Genomic DNA, 19089 nt, shown 5'->3' with positions numbered 1-19089 from the left:
TAGTGAGCGTGTCGAATTTGAGAGCTAATAGATACTAGCATAAAAAATGGTGGGGTAGATAAAGGCTTAAATAAACCAAGGTGATTACATAGGGAGTGTAACCACCTTGGTTAAGTATTTGGCAAAAGGTTAATTTAACCTTTTAATCTCCTGGGCAGAAGTGTGCCAAATTTGTTGCGCTCGTTATAGTAGAAAATATTAAAAACGAGTACGAATACCAAAGGTAATACGACGCTCGAAGATATTTTGAGTGATCACATGATCTGACCACTGCGCGTATATATCTTCTTTTTCTTCGGTCAAGTTGCTCACCGAGGTATAAATACTCATGTCCTCAGCAAACTCATAGCCTGCATACATATCAAAGTATAGTGTGCTGTCGGTCCAAAATGGCACTACGCCTTCGCCCATTGGCGAACTTAAACTGTCTAAACGATCACTTCGGTAATTAGCTGCAAGACGCAGTTGTAATGGGCCTTTTTCGTACCAAAGCACGGCATTGGCTGATTTTTCTGAGTTATCCTGAATAGGTAAGCTTTCGCCGTAGACATCAACGTTGGCGCTGTCACTTGGCGCATAAGTAAAGTTAACTGACGTCCCTAAACCATCAAATGGTGCAGGTAAAAAGTCAAACGCTTGCTGATAAACCACTTCAAAGCCTTTTATATCACCGCCTTGGCCATTAACTTCTGTGGTAACGGGGACTTCACGGCGAATAACGCCATCTATATCGGGTAAGCCTTGCATAACAATGCCGTTTTCAACAAAAGACTCTATATCCATTAAAAAGGCTGAAATACTCAGTAAACCACTGTCATTAAAATACCATTCAGCAGATAGGTTATAGTTAGTTGCGCGCCATGGTTCTAGATCAGGGTTACCATTTTGGCGGCCTTGTACGGCTACTAATAGATCTGGACTTACGCCTAACTCTGCTGCAAGCACATCACCAGCCCGAGTTCTACCAACACTGACACCACCTGCGAGCTTGCCAATATCGAGCGTGGTCATGGTTTTACCATAACCGGCACGAAGAATTACGTCGTCCGTTACGTTTAGATTAAAATTCATTGATGGTAAAAAATCAGAGTAATCTCTGCTTAACCATTTTTCACCGGTTTTTTCACTGGCGGTACATAATGAACAAGGGCGCTCTGAACCGAGTTGGTTTTGCAGCATGTCGAGTTCGGTTTTAATGTATTGCGCACCGATATTGGCGGTATAACTTAAATCACCTAATTCGCCAGCAAAATTCGCTTTAAAGTAGGCGGTTTGGGTTTGCTCTTTCACTTGATAAGTACGAGACGGGTTAGCCAAGCGTTTATTACCCGGGTAAATAGCATTTTGAAATGCCATTGGGTCGTCCATCACTTTAGGGTCTACTAAATAAAAACTATGTCCTGTGCCGCCAGGACCTAACCCATTGACTTGATTTACCCAACCATCAGGCATATCGCTGAAGAAGTTGGTTTTACCAAGTGTTAAATCACCACCTGCAACGCTATTTTCGCCATCGCCGTTGGTATCACCCAATGAGGCGCCGGAATCTTTCCACATTACGTCAGCACTAATATTGCCGGTGGTAAATGGCGCAACTAAAATATAAGTTTCCCGCTCCACATCACGTTTTGATGCGCGCAGACCAAAATCAAAGTTCTGTAGATGATCGGTCTCAAAGGCGTAATGGCCATCAATACGGGCAACATCTAAACTGGCTTCTTCTTCAAAGTTATTTTCAGAGTAGGTTGAAACCAGATTATATTGGCTTATATCGTTACCAAACCCTTCGGCAAAACCAAGGCTGAGATACTCGCCACTGCGTGAAAAACTCACATCTACTTCTTCTGGACCGTAACCATTAGGGTTTACAGGGGTAATGCCATCACCATGATTTTTTAATAACCCATGTTGTGCGCCAGAGGTTAAGAAGCCATGGGCTACATTTTCAGTATGGCTGCGCTCAGCCTCGCCATGAATATACCTAAATTCACCAGAGAGTGGCCCGTCACCTTGGTATTCGAATAAAAAACTGGCGTTAGTTGATTCACGATCGTTCGTTAAACTTTCTGAGTAGGCACTAACGCGGCGAACTTTTAAGTCAGCTTCGTTGACTGTGTATATTTGTCCGCCTTGTTCATTATCTAAGCGAGGAATAAAGTTATCAGAATACGCCCAAATAGAACCGCGAGCATTATCAACCATCACACCTTGTTTACGGTCGGCGTCATCCATTTTGGTATAAAACAGATCACCGGTAAAAGTCAGTGTATCGGCAATTTGGTATTGAATGGTGGTGTTTAAACCAAGACGATCACGTTCGGTCTCACGGTCCATCACACCATAAAAGCGTTGGCTGTAAAAGCTGTCGTTAAAATCGCCATCGCCGTTAAAGTCTCTGTCAGTTTCATTTTGTACTTCAGATGAGGTCAAAATGGTGCCGTTACGGTAGTTTGCTAAGGTGCTTTCGTCATAAGCTGCCGTGACAATAATGCCAAATTTGTCATTGTTGTAGCCGGCAAATGCCACTAGTTTTGGGTCTGTTTGCTCCGAAAGACTGCCGCGTGTTGCTTCCCCAGTTAACGAGAATGTTGTGCCCTGGTCAAGATCAAAGGGTCTGCGTGTTTTTAAATCGAGAGTACCTGAGATACCGCCGGCTAGCGTGTCAGCTTGAGGTGATTTAAGCACATCAATCCCTGAGAGTAATGCGGCGGGGACATCAGTGAAATCAGGTTGCAAAGTTGTAATTGAACCAGCACTTAAAAATTGCTCACCATTTAAAAGGGTTGTTACTTGTGGCATACCACGTACGTTTATGGTTGACCCTTCGCCAGCGGAGCGGCGAATTTGTATGCCGGGGATACGTTGCAGCGTATCAGCAATGGTTACATCAGGCAGTTTACCAATATCTTCTGCGGTAATAGAGTCCATTACCCCAGTACTAAAACGTTTGTTGTTAATATCTTGTTTGTTACTGGCGGCAATACCACGTACTTCAATGGTTTCTATATCGTCATTTGCGGTTTGTACTTGATCCGCAGCAACTCCCGCAAAGCTTGTGGAACCACAAATGATGGCGGCGATAGCTTTTGCCGTTAAGCTTCTATTTAGAGTGGCTGGGCGACGGTTTTTAATGTTCATGCTGATGTACCTTATCCTGTATTTTAGGCGTTGATTATTATTTTCTGTTAATTTGTAACACTTGTTGACTATTCTTCTGTTATTAATTAACATTACTTTCAAACAAAATGCAATAACAATTACATTAACAATTGATAATTTTTTGAGCTTTACTGTAACCTTGCTCTCTAAGGTAATGATTTAAAATAAGAGTTTTATTTATGGAAAAGTTAGCCACAAAAGATGCTGGTACTATCGCAAGTGTGAATAAAGGCTTAGGCAATAGCGATGCACTCATACATGGGGACTACAATGTTGCGTTGCAGCAAATTAGCTTGCCTTGCGCCTGTATTTACCAAACGAGGTTAGATAATAATATTGCGTGGATGGCAGAGTTTGCCAAACAAAGTCAGGTGGAGTTTTCACCCCATGGTAAAACCACTATGGCACCGGGGATTTTCAAAAAGCAGTTAGCAGCCGGTGCTTACGCTATTACTATTGCAACGGTGCCGCAAGCGGTAGTAGCTGCTCGCGCAGGTGCAAAGCGCATTATTATGGCAAATCAATTAGTTGGTACAGCCAATATGCTGCAACTTAGTTATTTATTAAAACAGTATGAAATTGATTTTTATTGTTTAGTGGATGATGTTAGCAATGTCACAACCTTGGGTGAATTTTTTAATGAGCAAGGTTTACAGCTTAAACTACTGATCGAGTTAGGGGTGCCCGGTGGGCGTTGTGGGGTTGTTGATAGTCAAAAGCTACAGCAGTTGGCTGCGCATATTAAGTCGTATTCCTCATTACAACTTGCGGGTCTTGAAGTATATGAAGGCGTATTGAGTACTCAACATGAAGTGACAGCATTTTTAGCGACTGCCGTAGCTAAATGCAAAGATTTAATTGCTCAGCAAGCTTTTGCCACAGAACAAGTAATAATCACGGCTGGTGGCTCTGCATGGTACGACTTAGTCTGTGATGCCTTTGCCCCTGCCAATATGCTGGAAAACATGATTCCAGTGATCCGCCCAGGTTGTTACGTGGCCCATGATCAAGGGATTTATGAACAAGCACAGCAAAGTGTGTTAGCGCGTAATCCATTAGCTTGTAATATTGGCAGTGATTTACAGTCCTGCTTAGAAATTTGGGCATACGTGCAATCATTGCCAGAGCCCGGTCGTGCCATTATTGGTATGGGTAAGCGAGATGTCGCTTTTGATGCAGGTTTACCTATTCCTAACTTACATGTTGATCAATCAGGCACAGTAAAATTTGCGGGGGCCAAATGGAAAGTAGAAAAAATAATGGATCAGCACGCGATGCTAACTTATCCAATCACTGAGCAACTAGAAGTGGGCGATATTATTGCCTTTGCCACTTCGCACCCATGCCTTACATTTGATAAATGGCGCTATATTAATGTCATTGATGATAATTATAACGTTATTGATATCTTTGATACGTATTTTTAGGAGAGTAAATAATTGGATATTGTTTCGCGAATTAAAGAACGCTTAGGCCATTTACGTCAATCAGAGCAACTTGTTGCCCAATTAATTTTAACTGATCTGCAATATGCAGCCTCAGCAAGTATCAGTGATTTGGCACAACGTGCGAAAGTGAGTCATGCGTCCATCACACGTTTAGCAAAAGCATTAGGTTGCAACAATGTACGCGATATGAAGCTCCAGCTTGCGCAATCACTGGCAGTAGGTGAGCGTTTTATTAGTGAAAACGCCTCCGTACGTGAAGATATTCCGGCAATTTATCAAGCAATTCACGATATTCTCGATATCAATGCTGGGCTGATTGAACAGTCTTTAGTGGAAGAAGCTGCACGTTGTATAGCGGGTAGTCGTCATACACTTATTTTTGGTGTTGGCGGCGGCAGCTTTGTAGTGGCGCAAGAGTGCCATAATCGATTATTTCGACTCGATGTGCTCAGTAACGCCTATAGTGATCCTGTCATGATGCGGATGACAGCAGCGAGCGTTGACGTGAGCGATGTTGTAATTGTGTTGTCGTTAACAGGGCTTGCCAATGATCTTATTGATGCTGCAAGTATTGCCAAAGATTACGGCGCAAAAGTGATTGCCATTTGTCCTGATAGCGCACTTGCTGATACAGCGACAATTCACCTGCCGATTAAAACAAACGAATCAGATTATATTTTCACACCAAGTACAGCTCGTTACGCCATGCTTGCTGCGGTAGATATTTTGGCGAGTGAAGTGGCTATTTTAACGCAGAAAAAATCTCGTGAAAAACTTCGTCGTATTAAACATGAGTTAGATGCATATCGTGAAGGACCAGACCGCGCGCCATTAGGAGATTAACAATGCAGTACGATATCTCGCAACCGGTAGACACTATTATATATCAAGCAAAAGTATTTGATGGCTTAGGTAATGAGCCTGTGCACATGGATGTTGCAATTAAAGGGCAACAGATTGTCGCGCTGGGTGAGTTATCTGCATACCAAGCATTAGATACGGTTAATGGTAAGGGGCTGTGTTTAGCTCCCGGTTTTATTGATGTACATACTCACGATGATTTAGAGGTACTGAGAAACCCTGACATGGCCGCTAAGATCAGCCAAGGAGTAACCACGGTTATCACGGGAAATTGTGGCATTAGTGCCGCACCCGCTCAGTTGGCCACGGATGCGCCTGATCCGATGAACTTATTAGGGGATAAAACAGAGTTTAAGTTTGTGCAAATGCGCGACTATATCGCTGCCTATAATGTGCGAAAAGCCAATGTGAATGTGGCAGCGCTTGTTGGACATACAACACTTAGAAATAATGTGATGGATGATTTACTACGTGCAGCTACAGCACAAGAAATAGCCTTAATGCAGCAGCAACTTGATATGGCACTCAGCCAAGGTGCACTGGGGTTGAGTACGGGCCTTGCGTATAAAAATGCTAATCAGGCGCCATCTTCTGAAGTGCAAGCGTTTGGCGAGGTTTTAAAAAAACACGATGCTCTTTATACCACGCACTTACGCACCGAGTTTGATGCGGTACTTGAGGCGATGGATGAAGCGTTTGCAATGGAGCAAGCCTTTGACATCAAAGTAATCATTTCGCATCTAAAATGTGCAGGTAAAAATAACTGGGGGCGTGCACCCGAGTTATTAGCCAAATTTTCCGAGCAAGGTGAGCATTCCAAATGCAGTTGTGACGCTTATCCGTATGCAGCAAGCTCCAGCACCTTAGATTTAAATCAAGTGACCGATGACTTTGATATTTTTATTACTTGGTCTGACTCTCACCCTGAAATGGCTGAACAATTACTAGCCGATATTGCGGCGCACTGGGGTGTTAGTTTGTTTGATGCGGCGAAACGCCTGCAACCTGCGGGAGCGGTTTATCATGGCCTTAATGAAGACGATGTAAAAACTATTCTCGCGTTTGATAAAACCATGATTGGCTCTGATGGCTTACCGTGCGATCCGCATCCACACCCTCGTTTGTGGGGCTCATTCCCCCGGGTTTTAGGACATTACAGTCGAGAGCAAGGGGTTTTTTCATTAGCCACAGCGATCCATAAAATGACCGGTCTCAGTGCCGCTAATTATCGGTTAGCGAATCGTGGCGTGATCAAAGTCGGTAACTTTGCCGATTTAGTGCTATTTGATGCCGATGAGGTTATTGATAACGCAACATTTGTCGATTCAGAACTACCAGCTTCAGGTATTCGCCGCGTGTGGACCAACGGCCAAGCAACATTAATAGATAAACAGATCCTACCTGCGTATTCGGGTAAATTTTTAACATCATAGGAGTAAGTAATCATGATCAGACGCATTGGTATTGAAGGCGGGAAAGGCACGGGTGGTCAACACTTACCATTTGCCCGAGCAGTAGAAGCGGGTGGCTGGCTGATGGTATCAGGGCAAACGCCAATGAAAGACGGCGAAGTGGTTGAAGGCGGTATCATTGAGCAATCAACACTGGCAATTGAAAACTGCCTCGACATTATGAAAGAGGCGGGCTATGGCCTCGAAGATGTGGTGCATGTGACGGTTATTTTAACTGACTCGCGTTATTTTCAGTCGTTTAATAAAGTCTTTAAAGAGTACTTTGGCGCTAACCCACCGGCACGTATTTGTGCGGTGGCGGATTTAGTGGTCGACTGTAAAGTTGAAGTGGATGTAACGTGTTATAAAGCACCTTAACTTCCCCTGCCAACATCAAAATTTATACCTAAGAGCATAAAAAATAATAATCGCTCTTAGGTCATCAACAAAATAATAATTAACATCAACCGCGTAATTATAATTATAAGTGCCATAACTAGGCGCAACGTGGATTGGTGCAGCAGGGTGTCTTATGAAGTGGCAATTATTAATGGCCTTTTTAGGCTACTTAGGGTTTATGATTTGGTTTGGCTGGTGGGTCAGCCGCAATGCCAAAGGCGGTGATAATTTTTTATTGGGCGGACGCAACCTGCCTTTTTTACTCACCCTTGGTACAACCGTTGCTACTATGGTGGGCACTGGCTCTTCCATGGGGGCTGTTGGTTTTGCCTATAATAATGGTTGGGCTGGGATGATTTATGGCTTAGGTGGTGCATGCGGTATTTTACTACTGGCAAAACTATTTGCGCCAGTGCGTGAACATGAATTTATGACCATGAGTGAAGAGATCTCTTATTACGTTGGCGCACACCCCGTGGTTAAAAATACCATTGCGGTATTTATTTTTGTTGCCAGCATTGGTTGGTTAGGAGCACATATTCTTGGTGGCGGTATGTACTTAGCATGGCTGACAGGGCTGTCGCCATTTACTGCAAAGCTATTGATTGCGTTAGGGTTTAGTGTTTATGTAGTGATCGGCGGCTATGTTGCTGTGGTATGGACCGATTCAATACAAGCATTAGTGCTATTTGTTGGGTTTTTCACAATGGCAGGGGTTGCCCTGTATGAAGTAGGTGGTATAGCCCAGATTGCCAATGCCCAACCGGCAGTTAATCGTAGCTTTTTATCATTGGATAACATTGGTGTTGTGCATGGCTTATCGCTATTTTTTGCCGTGTTAATCGGTGTTTTAGTTGCGCCCTCATTTCGCCAGCGTATTTATTCAGGTAAGCATGTCAAAAGTATTCGCCAATCATTTTATCTATCGGGTGGCTTGTATTTAGTATTTGCCATTGTACCCGCCATTATTGGTATGGCAGCGTATGCCCTTAACCCGACGTTAGAAAACAGCGCATTTTCGTTCCCTTATATGGCGTTTGAACTATTACCGTTTGGTTTAGCTGCATTGGTGATCATCGCTGGTTTGTCGGCGACAATTTCCAGTGCCAGCTCAGATGCTATCGCTGCGGTAAGCGTGTTAATTCGTGATATCTACAGTTTAGTGTTCAAACGTATGCCACATGCCAAGGATGTGGTGATCCTCTCGCGTATCGGTTTGGTGGTGACTATTGGCATTGCTTTATTGTTGGCGCTATTAACTAATGATGTGATTGGTTACATCACCAATATGATTGCTACGTTAATGTCAGGGTTATGTGTATGCGTGTTATTTGGTCATTTTTGGCCGCGTTTTAACTGGCAAGGTGCAATAACTGCATTGTTGGTATCTTTACTTATTTCATTGGCAATAATTGTCACCCCAAGTTGGTTAGTGTACTGGGGTAACCCCATTATACCTGCCACTTTAGCTTCTGCGCTATGCGCCGTCATTGTAACTATATTCACCCCCGTACAAACACATACATCAGCTCAAGCACTGGCTATTTTGCAGGCACAACGCGAGGAAATGCAGCATGAATAAATTAATTTTGAGCGCTTTAATTAGTGTTGGACTGTTTCTCATCGAGGCGCGCGCTCAAGCTGTGCTGATGCCAATGCCTGCAGAAATACAGATGCTTGCAGGTAAAAGCCAATTAAATGCTCGCCTAGGTGTGCATATTAGTCAACAGCAGCAAGCGTTATTAAGGCCGTTACTGCTTAATTCAACGTTTGCCGAGCAGTTTACACGGCTTGATTGGCGTGATGCTGAAAAGGCACAGTTACACATAAGCATCAATCAAAGTGCTGCGCCTTTGCCTTATTTAGGGATGGATGAAAGCTATAAAATTGTTATCGCTGATAACTCAATTAAGCTTACCAGCAATAATCAGTATGGTATGTTACGTGGTCTTGCGAGCTTATCGCAGTTATTGTTTAGTGCAAAAAAACCTCGCGAACTGACTAATCTCACAATCACAGATGCCCCCACGTATCCGTGGCGAGGGTTACTGTTTGACGGGGTACGCCACTTTTTACCGATTAAAGATGTAAAACGTACGTTACGTGGTTTGGCTTCAGCAAAGTTTAATGTATTTCATTGGCATTTAACCGATGATCAAGGCTGGCGAATTGAATTACACAGTTACCCTAGATTACATCAACACGCTTCTGATGGCTTGTATTACACCCAAGCCGAAATTAAAGAGGTGGTTGCGTATGCGGCTAAATTAGGTATCCGTGTCGTCCCTGAGTTTGATGTGCCAGGACATGCAAGTACTATTGTGCTTGCTTATCCAGAGTTAGGTAGTGGTACAACCCGTATAGACATTGAAAGGCATTGGGGGGTGTTTGAACCATTACTCGATCCAAGTAACCCTAAGGTTTATCAATTTATTGACGAAGTGGTTGCTGAGCTTGCGGGGCTATTTCCTGATCCATACTTACACATTGGCGGCGATGAAGTTGATGATAGTGATTGGCAAAAGAATACGAGCATACAAGCTTATATGGCTGAGCAACAATTAGCGGATAGCCATGCCTTACATGCTTACTTTAACCAACGAGTTGCTAAAATCTTAGCAAAACACAACAAGCAAATGATTGGTTGGGATGAAGTACTGCATCCTAGTTTGCCAAAAAATACCCTTGTACAGTCATGGCGCGGGCATCACTCACTCAGTGATATTACGAGTGCCGGCTTCGATGGATTACTCTCAAGTGGTTTTTATATCGATCAACCGCAGTGGACAAGCTATCACTACCGTAATCACCCGCTCCAACCACCACAAACAAGTGTTACAGCAAAAAACATTTTAGGAACGGTGGAGTTTACATTAACTCGTTTAAAAGGCAGTGCCGTAGTAGGCAACGCCACTATTTTTACCAATCAGCAAGGTCAATTACATAGTAAAGTAAGCATTAAAGGCAAGGGCCGTTTTATTACCGCAAAGGTCAATAAAGTTGCTGAGTATTATCAATTACAGATTGATACTTGGTTGGGACCAACTAAATTGACAGTCAGCCTTGATGAAACGTCGAGTGAACCTGCAATGATTGGTAATACACCTTATGAATTTAATGCAGCAATTATTGATACACCGTCATTAAAGCAATTGAATCAAGCGTTAGCAGATGAGCAGCAACGCAAAAAAACAGGCAAGGTGCTTGGTGGTGAAGCGACTGCTTGGGCTGAACTCATCACCAGTGATAACTTAGACTCACGTATTTGGCCAAGGCTTTATGCAATAGGTGAACGTTTTTGGTCGCCTGCAAGTTTAACTGATGAGCGAGACATGTATAAACGTCTTAGTGTGATGGACAAATTTGCTTCCCAGCAACTTGGTTTATTGCATCAACAACAGTTTATTAAGCGATTAAAGCTACATCCAGCAGTGACAAATGCAGATGTGAATGCCTTAGTTACGTTTAGTCAATTAATTGAGCCTGTGCATTATTATACTTTGCATCACTTAGCCTTTTTACGAGGTGACTATCACCAACAAGCGCCGCTAAACAAATTAGTGGATGTTTTACCGGTAGAAAGTTTAACATTAAAACAGTTTGATTATGCCGTTGCGGATTATCAACAACAGTGTGGCAGTCAACAGTTGGCAACACTGCAAACGCAGTTACTGCGGTGGCAGCAAATACTGAACGATAACCGGCAGTTATTTTTAACAATCAATGAATGGCAAGCCAGCTATTTAGCGATTATTGCTGCGCTGAAAAATAAAGATAAATTAAGTAAACCGCAAAACATAGAAATAAATAATGGCATTATTGCGCAGGTTATCCAATCAATTAACCTGTTAAAGCAAGCAAGGCTAAGCTGTAGTCATTAGCTAACTCCTTAAGTATTAAATGCCCGCTTTTGGGCATTTTATACTTTATTTACCGGTACCAACATTGACTGGGTAAGTTATAACAGGGCTTAATTTAAACGACATAATGTGTGAAGAGGAAATCTAATTCATTGTTTTAATATGCTTTATTTATGATTTTAAAATATGCTAAAAATTCTAGTTTTAATTGTGCAATAGCTATATACTCGCGCAGCTTTTTAGGGTGGTTAAATTTAAGTCAAGTCATTGGCAGGCCATCAATGCAACTATAGTGACCTTCAAGAGAGTAACGATTAAGGTTATTCATTGTTATATTGTGCTGAGTTACAGCAATTATTATCGGAAATAAAACGTGAAAGATAAGCTTTTAGTATTTTGGCAAAACCATTCAGAAACCATAATGACTTTAGGTTATAAACTGATTTTAGCGTTAGCTATTGTTATAGCGAGTGCGCTTATTGCGCGCTCTGTTAAAAAAGCAATTAAAAACTCTAAGTCACCTCTTAAGAAAGTGGATAATACCTTACTGCCGATCTTATCGAGTGTGGCGGGCTACTTGGTGTATATCATTGCCGGGTTGTTTATTTTAGATATTTTTGGTGTTAACACAGCAAGTTTAATTGCGCTGATGGGCGCTGCTGGTTTAGCGATTGGTTTGGCGCTTAAAAATACCTTAAGTAACATAGCTGCAGGTATCATGTTACTGATACTCAGACCATTTAAAGTAGGTGATTTTGTTGATGCTAGTGGTACTGTGGGGTCAGTTTGCGAAATAAACTTATTTACCACTATTTTTAAAACCAATGATGGTCTGTATATCGCGTCACCCAATGGCAAAGTGTGGGGGGGCAATATTAAAAACTTCACCCGCAATGGCAAAAGACGCATGGATATTGTGGTAGGAATTTCGTTTGCAGATTCAATTGATGATGGTTTAAATGTGCTTAAAGATATTGCCGCAGCAGAGAGTCGACTATTGGCTGAACCTGCACCAAAAGTTATGGTGGCATCAATCGGTGAAAGTGCGGTGAATATTCAATTACGGGCATGGACAGTCAATGGCGATTATTGGCAAACAGTTTGGGATCTTAATAAACGCGTTAAAGAATCTATTGAGCAAGCAGGGCTGACAATTCCATTTCCGCAGCGCACTTTGCATATTGCTGAATCGATGGCATCGGCGATTTCTGTTAACAAAGAAACATAACCGTTGCGTTTGAAGGTATCTGAAAGTAGAAAAGCTCGTCAGTGTTAGTTGACGGGCTTTTTTACTTATACAGAACCGATTTTATTGTTACTAGTCACTATTGGCTAATAGTGAAAGTTACGTCAAGATCATCACCCGCAGTTACCGTAACAGGTTTAACTTGGTACAGCGTAAATGCCTCATCGCGTTGTTCAGCATCATCAATGTGTGCCGCGCAAGTGTAAGCTAATTGATAGTCACCAGGGGTGATGAAAGCAAGCTCAAACTCATATTGGTTGTCGTCGCTATCAAATACCACATCGGCTGTTGCCAATGGCGCATCAACAGGTGTTTCATTTTCGGTTACTTCGTAATTATCCAGAGGCTCGGCTATATCACTGCTATAAAGGTAAACTGCATGACCGAATGAGCCATCTTCAGCTGCTAGTGCGATATTATCTGTTTCGCAGTTGGCAATAAGTGCGTCGCTCACAGTACCTTCAATATCTTCTGACTCAGCTAAGTTCTCTAAACGAACGCCGCGAGGTTTTAAGAATATTTCATTGCTGCTCTGTGGATCTACAAGCGACTTTTTCAAATCAAATTCAAGTACAAAATCATTATCAGTTTGATTTAGGGTAAAGCCGTCAAGTTGGATTTCACCGATACCGTCATTACCTTTACGTTTAACAACCAAAGGTGCAATGCTTCCGTCTTCATACACAACGTGTGAGGTCATAGTAAGATCGTTTTCATCGCCATTAATAATATCGGCACGGAGCCATGAATATTCCCCTGCGGGTACGTCTTCGTCATCTAATAATGAGAAAATATCATCGCCAGTGTAATCAAGCAGGTTTACCATTTCAGGTTTAGTTTCGTCATCTGCTTTACGTGTTTCAAAGGTAATATTATCTGCGCCATTAGCTTGCTTAAGAGTAATAGAGTTAAATACGACATTGACTTCTTGTAAGCCGCTAACAGGTGCATCAGAGACACCCAAGCTAAATTTTGCAGATTGCGGTGGTGTAGGTGAGTCATTGTTATCTGAACCACCACATGCCGTGAGTGCAACTAAAATGACGCTACTTAATAATGTTGTTTTGATATTCATAATTTAACCTTTTTTCTCAGTGTTGGCATCAGTGTAGAGGTTAAAGCTTAATGCAGCTTGAATTTATAAATATCAGCAGTTGTAAAACAGGTTGGTTTATTATTCTTTAGAGAGTTACTGACAGAAAATGTTATTTAGCCAAATTCGTATTAAATATAGGTGTTTTTAAAGCACTTTATTGCTAGGCTAAATATATACTTATAGAGATGTTAGGCTTTCATGCTAGATAAAATTTTACACGATTTTTTAGTCATTTGGGCGACTATCGACCCTATTGGGACAATGGCATTATTCGCTGCTTTAACGGCTAAACTCTCCAGTGCAGAGCGTCGAAAAACGGCCTTTAAAACGGTTGCTTATGCTGCACTAGTATTGATAGGTGCGATTGTCGTTGGCCAGTTTCTATTGGCGGCAATGGGGATCAGTTTACTTTCATTTCAAGTATCTGGGGGAATTATTTTATTTTTGTTTGGATTGCAAATGGTCTTCTCAAATCCTGATCCAAAAGGGGATGTAGAGCCACAACACGACATTGCAATTTTTCCTTTAGCCATTCCAGCAACCGCTTCGCCAGGAGCCATTTTAGCTGTTATTTTGATTACAGATAACCATATTTACAGCGTGCAAGAGCAGTTAATTACAACCTTTACTATGATCGTTATTTTGCTGATTACACTCATATTATTACTGTTGTCAGAGCGTATTTTAAAATTAATTGGCCCGGGCGGCGCATCAATTCTAACACGTATAATGGGTATGATACTGGCTGCTTTATCGGTTGAATTTATTATGGAAGCACTAGGGGTTGCTAAATGGGTTGCTAATAGTTAACTGCTATATGATTGAATAACATTCATATAGCTTCTCCATTTTTGTTCCACATTCGCTCAGTAACTTTATGTTGTTAAGGCCACGCATCAATAAAGTTAGGAGCAAACATGCAAGTCTTAGATTTAGAAAAACAAGGCGAAGTAAATATATTAATGAAATTATTTTTTATCAATTTTTTGATATTAGTAGGTTATCTAGCCAGCTCTGAGGAGAGCTTAAAAACATGACAAGGTCACAGTGACTATTATCACTAAAAAACAGTCTGTGCTGATAAGTTTATATAACCACAAGTTTGCCAGCAATAACCCCCAATACGGCGACTGAGGGCTCAGTGACGATTTCATAATGTGAAGTATTGATTAGTAATACGCATTACTGCTGAAATGGATATACAGATCCTAAATTTAAAATCTGGGTTAACTCATCGAGTGCTTGCCAGCTTTCAAGTAATAGGCTTGGATCGGCAAAGTCATCATTACTGAGTTTGTCACGGTAATGTTTATTAGCCCAAAGACTCAATTGTTGGTACTTACTATCCGTTAACATTACGTCGGGGTTAACAGCCGCTAACTCTTGCTGATTTAAGGCCACTCTTAAACGTAGACACGCTGGGCCACCGCCATTTTGCATACTTTGTTTTAAGTCAAAAAATTGCACTTGATTGATTGGGTTATCAGCGCTAATCAGCTCATTAATATAGGTATTTACTACGCCGTTATTATGACATTCTTGCGGTGCTACGAGTAACATTTTGCCATTGTCTAAACTCACTAACTGGCTGTTAAATAAGTAACTGGTGACGGCATCTTCAATACTGACTTTTGCAGTGGGTACTTCAATTATATGCAGAGTTTTTTCACCTAGATAAGCGTTTTTAATTTGTTGTAAAGCATTGTCTTGATTTAAAAAAGCTTGCTCATGGCAGAGCAACACATTAGCGTTACCAACAGCAATAACATCATTATGGAACACACCTTGATCAATCACTGCGGGGTTTTGTTGCAGTAATAACTGGCTTTCTGATTTTAATTGATGCAACCGGCAAATAGCTTGTGATGCTTCAAGTGTTTGACGGGCTGGGAATTTACTAGGCTTAGGTAAAGCACTATTAAAGCTACTTGCGCCAAATACGAACAGCTCTAACCCTTGCTTACCGTGCGCGTCTGTCAGGCGAGTATGGTTGGCGGCACCCTCATCACCAAAAAAGCCCTGATCTGGTAAATGCTCATGATGACTAAAGTAGCTGTCGTTATTGAACATGGCTTTGAGTAAGCGAGTTGTAGTTGTCGGCTCTAGCGAGCGGTGAAACTTGTTATTCAAATTAGCTGCAGTAAAGTGCACTTTGCCATCGAGGGTATCAGCGGAGGGAGAAACTGTGGCGGCATTTGCAGTCCACATTGCAGAGGCAGAATAACAGGCACGTAAAAGTACCGGATCAGCCTTAAATGCTTTACTGATCACTTCACTGTCTTTACCTGTAAAGCCTAAGCGGCGTAATACGTTGACGTCGGGTCTGGCATGCGGGGCAAAAACACCTTGGGTCAGCCCTAAATCATGCATTGCCTTCATTTTTGCAAGGCCTTGCAGCACCGCCTCTTTTGGATTTGAGTAACTGGCTGCATTACTTAATGATGCAACGTTACCATATGATAATCCCGCGTAGTTGTGAGTCGGACCAACAAGGCCATCAAAATTTACTTCTACTGCTGTCATGATCATCCCGTAATTTTCTTATAGTAAGTGATTAAACTATACAGAAAATAGCCTGCGATGGTTTAATTAAAATTAGCTAACTCTAGCTCCACTGTTTGCAAGCTGTGTTGCAAACGTTTTTGAGCCGCGAGTAAATACGTTTTCTGTTGCGATATTCTTGCTTGCTGTTGACGCAGTGCTTTATAAATAACGCGTTTCGGTAAATTATAGTGCTCAGATGCTTCACTGATCGTTAATTGATGCACCGATAATTTTTTGATCGCTTCATCTAAGTGCGGATAATTATTTAACATATCTGCGCTCCTTTTCAGATGTAGTGTGTGGATCGTTAGCATGGTGAACATGCCAAATACTAATGTCTAAGCGCCATAATAAATACAACATGTGATAAAAGTTAGTCATAGCTCGAGCTCCCTGTAGACGAGATAATGAAGTTAAAACTCATGGTTTATGAGTCACTTTTATATAAGAAAAATTTGTGCCAGAGTTTAAACTTATTTTTAGTTATTTTAGAACAGTGGGTTATGACTTTTGTATTGTTTTTATTTAATGGGGAAGCACTAATGTAGTGAAAAATACGAGATGATTTGCACTTTTATGATGCGTATCTTTAGTGCTAAGAGGAGTAGAGTTGTTCATTATTTATAACTTGGTTTAGATATTGAATACGTTTTAAAATTAAAGCGAATTCAGACGTATAAAACCGTAGTCGCTTAAAGTAAGTAACATGCCCTCTGCAATGATTCGTTACTTGTCTTAAGAGGGCGATTGAGATTAACTAAAACCCTTCAAGCACCAACTTACCGCGTGACTGATGAGATTCTAATATTGCGTGCGCTTTCATTAAATTCTCGACGCAAATTTTCCCTAAGTGTTGGCCTAAGGTGGTTTTGATGGTGCCGTTATCAACCAGCAGGGCTAACTCAGTCAATAACTCATGTTGCGCTATCATATCCTTGGTTTGGAACATTGAGCGGGTGTACATAAACTCCCAATGTAGCGAGATACTTTTACGTTTAAGTTTTAAAATATCAAAGCTGGCTGGGTCGTCAATTAACGCCAATTTACCTTGTGGCTTGATCACTCTAACTATTTCATCAAGGTGTTGATCGGTATGTGTGAGGCTAATAACGTAGTCAAACTCCCCAAGGCTATGTTCCGTTCGTTGTGCATCTAAACCTTTTGAGTGGTCAAGTATATGTTCAGCCCCTAACTCGTTTAGCCATTTCACACTATCAGCTCTAGATGCAGTGCCTACAACCGTTAAGTTAGTAAGTTGTCTTGCTAGCTGTACTAAAATTGAGCCAACACCACCTGCAGCCCCAATTACTAATAATGACTCAGGCTTTGCATCTTTGCTGCGTGATACTTGCAAACGGTCAAATAATAATTCCCAAGCGGTAATGCTGGTTAATGGCAGTGCCGCAGTTTCAGCGTCATTTAAAGAAGCCGGGGCTTTGCCAACGATGCGTTCATCCACCAGTTGCAGTTCAGCATTGCTGCCAGCGCGAGTTAAGTCACCTGCGTAATATACGCGATCGCCTACATTAAAAAGACTCACTTTATCGCCTACGGCTTTCACTATACCAACCGCATCCCAACCAATGATTTTATGGCCCTCATCTGGGCTGACATTAGCACGAATCTTAGTATCAACAGGGTTGACCGAAATTGCTTTTATTTCTACCAATAAATCATGGCCTTGTGCCGTTGGTGTGGGTAGTTCAATCACTGTAAAAGAGTTTGCGTTAAGTGTTTTTGTTGCTGTTTGGTAACCAATGGCTTTCATGTTTTGCTCCGTTAAATCATATGCTATCTGCACACTATAGCGCAGCTTTATAATAGAAAAAGGGCGTTATGACTGAATCACTATCAAATATTTTTTGATAATAATTATTACTTGTTACGCTAAATCAGTATTGAGTTTATCGAGCAGAGTAATTAATTGCATTGCCTCTTGTTCATTGATTGAAGGAAATTGACAGCGTATTTGCTGAGGAATAGCAGTTGCTTGTTGTTGCATTTCTAGTCCTTGTGGCTGTAATTTAACACGTTTTTTGCGCTTGTCATCCTCATCTTTAATAACCATTACTAACTGTTTATCGGTCATTTTTTTTAAAATTTGGGTCATGGCTCCACCGTCTATGGCGGTTTTTTGCAGTAAGTGCGCAATCGTTATTTTATCTTCTTCCCACAACGCCATCATCACCACGTACTGTGGGTAGGTCAGTTCAAGTGTACAGAGTGCATCACGATATGCACGTACCACAGAGTTGGATGCCATATATAAACGATGACAGAGTTGATTATCTAATTTTAGTTGCGGATATTTCATAGCGACTCTCGAATAGTGATGTTGCATTTTAGTTTGTATGCAAAGTATTTGCAATGTTCAATAAATTGGTCTATTGTTTTGCATGCAAAATAAATTTGATTCCACTTAAACAAGGAAAACACCATGAAAGAATTACTACAAGTCGCGTATACAGCAAAAGCATCAGCAACAGGTGGCCGTGAAGGCACCGCAAAATCAGACGATGGTCGTTTAGATGTGGCACTTTCAACGCCTAAAGGTTTAGGTGGCGATGATGGTCAAGGTACAAACCCTGAGCAATTATTTGCCGCAGGTTATGCCGCGTGTTTTATTGGCGCATTAAAATTAGTTGCAGGCCAAGCAAAAGTAAAACTGCCGGCAGATACCCGTATTGACTCAGAAGTGTCAATTGGTCCAATTGAGGGTGGTTTTGGTATTGCAGTAAAGTTAGCAGTGTTTGTGGGTGATGTTGATAAAGCCACAGCTGAGCAATTAGTTGCTAAAGCGCATGAAGTTTGCCCTTATTCAAATGCAACCCGTGGCAATATTGCGATTGAGTTATCAGTAATTTAATTTTTTATATACCAGCTTAGCACTGCTAAGTTGGTATGCCACGATTACCTTATTTAAACAGACTGCCAATCTGGAGCGGTCAGTTAATCAAGTTTTTTCAATAATCTACTGTATCATTTCATAATTAGACTAAACTCTTTATGTAGTTTAATTAGAGGA

Annotated in this window: 15 protein-coding genes; 9 read left to right on the top strand and 6 right to left on the bottom strand. The window is 41.5% G+C overall.

Annotated elements, in window-relative coordinates:
- Positions 1 to 198: 198 nt before the first annotated feature.
- Positions 199 to 3138: a TonB-dependent receptor gene (locus CWB85_RS06910; protein WP_016707142.1), complete on the bottom strand. Its 2940-nt coding sequence runs from the start codon at positions 3136 to 3138 to the stop codon at positions 199 to 201.
- Positions 3139 to 3338: 200 nt separating this feature from the next.
- Here CWB85_RS06910 and CWB85_RS06905 point away from each other — a divergent pair, with 200 nt between their 5' ends.
- The 7 genes from CWB85_RS06905 to CWB85_RS06875 all read left to right on the top strand — a co-directional run bounded on the left by CWB85_RS06905 (position 3339) and on the right by CWB85_RS06875 (position 12406).
- Positions 3339 to 4586 carry an amino acid deaminase gene (locus CWB85_RS06905; protein WP_138554492.1) on the top strand — a complete coding sequence of 416 codons (1248 nt, stop codon included), beginning with the start codon at positions 3339 to 3341 and terminating at the stop codon, positions 4584 to 4586.
- Positions 4587 to 4598: 12 nt separating this feature from the next.
- Positions 4599 to 5450, top strand: coding sequence for a MurR/RpiR family transcriptional regulator (locus CWB85_RS06900; protein ID WP_138554491.1), 852 nt, complete (start codon positions 4599 to 4601; stop codon positions 5448 to 5450).
- Between the two features lie 2 nt (positions 5451 to 5452).
- Positions 5453 to 6901, top strand: a complete 1449-nt coding sequence (locus CWB85_RS06895; RefSeq protein ID WP_016707139.1) for an N-acyl-D-amino-acid deacylase family protein — start codon at positions 5453 to 5455, stop codon at positions 6899 to 6901.
- A gap of 12 nt (positions 6902 to 6913) precedes the next feature.
- Positions 6914 to 7297 carry a RidA family protein gene (locus CWB85_RS06890; protein ID WP_016707138.1) on the top strand — a complete coding sequence of 128 codons (384 nt, stop codon included), beginning with the start codon at positions 6914 to 6916 and terminating at the stop codon, positions 7295 to 7297.
- 154 nt (positions 7298 to 7451) lie between these two features.
- A complete protein-coding gene (locus CWB85_RS06885; protein ID WP_138554490.1) occupies positions 7452 to 8900 on the top strand; it encodes a sodium:solute symporter family protein in 1449 nt (482 codons plus the stop codon).
- Positions 8893 to 11199: a family 20 glycosylhydrolase gene (locus CWB85_RS06880; RefSeq protein WP_138554489.1), complete on the top strand. Its 2307-nt coding sequence runs from the start codon at positions 8893 to 8895 to the stop codon at positions 11197 to 11199. The genes CWB85_RS06885 and CWB85_RS06880 overlap by 8 nt, the downstream gene beginning before the upstream one ends.
- A 352-nt stretch (positions 11200 to 11551) precedes the next feature.
- A complete protein-coding gene (locus CWB85_RS06875) occupies positions 11552 to 12406 on the top strand; it encodes a mechanosensitive ion channel family protein (RefSeq protein WP_138554488.1) in 855 nt (284 codons plus the stop codon).
- A 97-nt stretch (positions 12407 to 12503) separates the two neighbouring features.
- Here the strand turns inward: CWB85_RS06875 and CWB85_RS06870 are convergent, their stop codons facing one another.
- Entirely contained in the window at positions 12504 to 13499 is a 996-nt protein-coding gene (locus CWB85_RS06870) for a DUF4382 domain-containing protein (RefSeq protein WP_138554487.1), read from the bottom strand.
- Positions 13500 to 13718: 219 nt separating this feature from the next.
- On the opposite strand from CWB85_RS06870, the gene CWB85_RS06865 reads away from it, so the two are divergent.
- The gene (locus CWB85_RS06865) at positions 13719 to 14330 is read left to right on the top strand and encodes a MarC family protein (protein WP_016707132.1); all 612 of its coding nucleotides are present in this window, start codon (positions 13719 to 13721) and stop codon (positions 14328 to 14330) included.
- A 372-nt stretch (positions 14331 to 14702) separates the two neighbouring features.
- Here the strand turns inward: CWB85_RS06865 and astB are convergent, their stop codons facing one another.
- From astB to CWB85_RS06845, 4 genes are all read right to left on the bottom strand, one after another.
- Positions 14703 to 16043, bottom strand: coding sequence for an N-succinylarginine dihydrolase (astB, locus tag CWB85_RS06860; protein ID WP_138554486.1), 1341 nt, complete (start codon positions 16041 to 16043; stop codon positions 14703 to 14705).
- A 62-nt stretch (positions 16044 to 16105) separates the two neighbouring features.
- Positions 16106 to 16336 carry a helix-turn-helix domain-containing protein gene (locus CWB85_RS06855; protein WP_016707129.1) on the bottom strand — a complete coding sequence of 77 codons (231 nt, stop codon included), beginning with the start codon at positions 16334 to 16336 and terminating at the stop codon, positions 16106 to 16108.
- A gap of 485 nt (positions 16337 to 16821) precedes the next feature.
- Positions 16822 to 17832, bottom strand: a complete 1011-nt coding sequence (locus tag CWB85_RS06850) for a zinc-binding alcohol dehydrogenase family protein (RefSeq protein WP_138554485.1) — start codon at positions 17830 to 17832, stop codon at positions 16822 to 16824.
- Between the two features lie 114 nt (positions 17833 to 17946).
- Positions 17947 to 18378, bottom strand: coding sequence for a MarR family winged helix-turn-helix transcriptional regulator (locus CWB85_RS06845; RefSeq protein WP_138554484.1), 432 nt, complete (start codon positions 18376 to 18378; stop codon positions 17947 to 17949).
- A gap of 123 nt (positions 18379 to 18501) precedes the next feature.
- Here CWB85_RS06845 and CWB85_RS06840 point away from each other — a divergent pair, with 123 nt between their 5' ends.
- Positions 18502 to 18930 carry an organic hydroperoxide resistance protein gene (locus CWB85_RS06840; protein ID WP_016707126.1) on the top strand — a complete coding sequence of 143 codons (429 nt, stop codon included), beginning with the start codon at positions 18502 to 18504 and terminating at the stop codon, positions 18928 to 18930.
- Positions 18931 to 19089: the final 159 nt, after the last annotated feature.

Source organism: Pseudoalteromonas sp. S1727, assembly GCF_005886375.1.
In the GTDB taxonomy this organism is placed as follows: domain Bacteria; phylum Pseudomonadota; class Gammaproteobacteria; order Enterobacterales; family Alteromonadaceae; genus Pseudoalteromonas; species Pseudoalteromonas haloplanktis.
Note: the sequence above shows the minus strand (reverse complement) of the source record. Positions and strands in the feature narration are given on the sequence as shown.

Bases quoted from the DNA above. Each gene is read 5' to 3' on its own strand.
- CWB85_RS06910 (WP_016707142.1), bottom strand. From the start codon at position 3,138: ATGAACATTAAAAACCGTCGCCCAGCCACTCTAAATAGAAGCTTAACG.
- CWB85_RS06905 (WP_138554492.1), top strand. From the start codon at position 3,339: ATGGAAAAGTTAGCCACAAAAGATGCTGGTACTATCGCAAGTGTGAAT.
- CWB85_RS06895 (WP_016707139.1), top strand. From the start codon at position 5,453: ATGCAGTACGATATCTCGCAACCGGTAGACACTATTATATATCAAGCA.
- CWB85_RS06890 (WP_016707138.1), top strand. From the start codon at position 6,914: ATGATCAGACGCATTGGTATTGAAGGCGGGAAAGGCACGGGTGGTCAA.
- CWB85_RS06885 (WP_138554490.1), top strand. From the start codon at position 7,452: ATGAAGTGGCAATTATTAATGGCCTTTTTAGGCTACTTAGGGTTTATG.
- CWB85_RS06880 (WP_138554489.1), top strand. From the start codon at position 8,893: ATGAATAAATTAATTTTGAGCGCTTTAATTAGTGTTGGACTGTTTCTC.
- CWB85_RS06870 (WP_138554487.1), bottom strand. From the start codon at position 13,499: ATGAATATCAAAACAACATTATTAAGTAGCGTCATTTTAGTTGCACTC.
- CWB85_RS06865 (WP_016707132.1), top strand. From the start codon at position 13,719: ATGCTAGATAAAATTTTACACGATTTTTTAGTCATTTGGGCGACTATC.
- astB (WP_138554486.1), bottom strand. From the start codon at position 16,043: ATGACAGCAGTAGAAGTAAATTTTGATGGCCTTGTTGGTCCGACTCAC.
- CWB85_RS06855 (WP_016707129.1), bottom strand. From the start codon at position 16,336: ATGTTAAATAATTATCCGCACTTAGATGAAGCGATCAAAAAATTATCG.
- CWB85_RS06850 (WP_138554485.1), bottom strand. From the start codon at position 17,832: ATGAAAGCCATTGGTTACCAAACAGCAACAAAAACACTTAACGCAAAC.
- CWB85_RS06845 (WP_138554484.1), bottom strand. From the start codon at position 18,378: ATGAAATATCCGCAACTAAAATTAGATAATCAACTCTGTCATCGTTTA.
- CWB85_RS06840 (WP_016707126.1), top strand. From the start codon at position 18,502: ATGAAAGAATTACTACAAGTCGCGTATACAGCAAAAGCATCAGCAACA.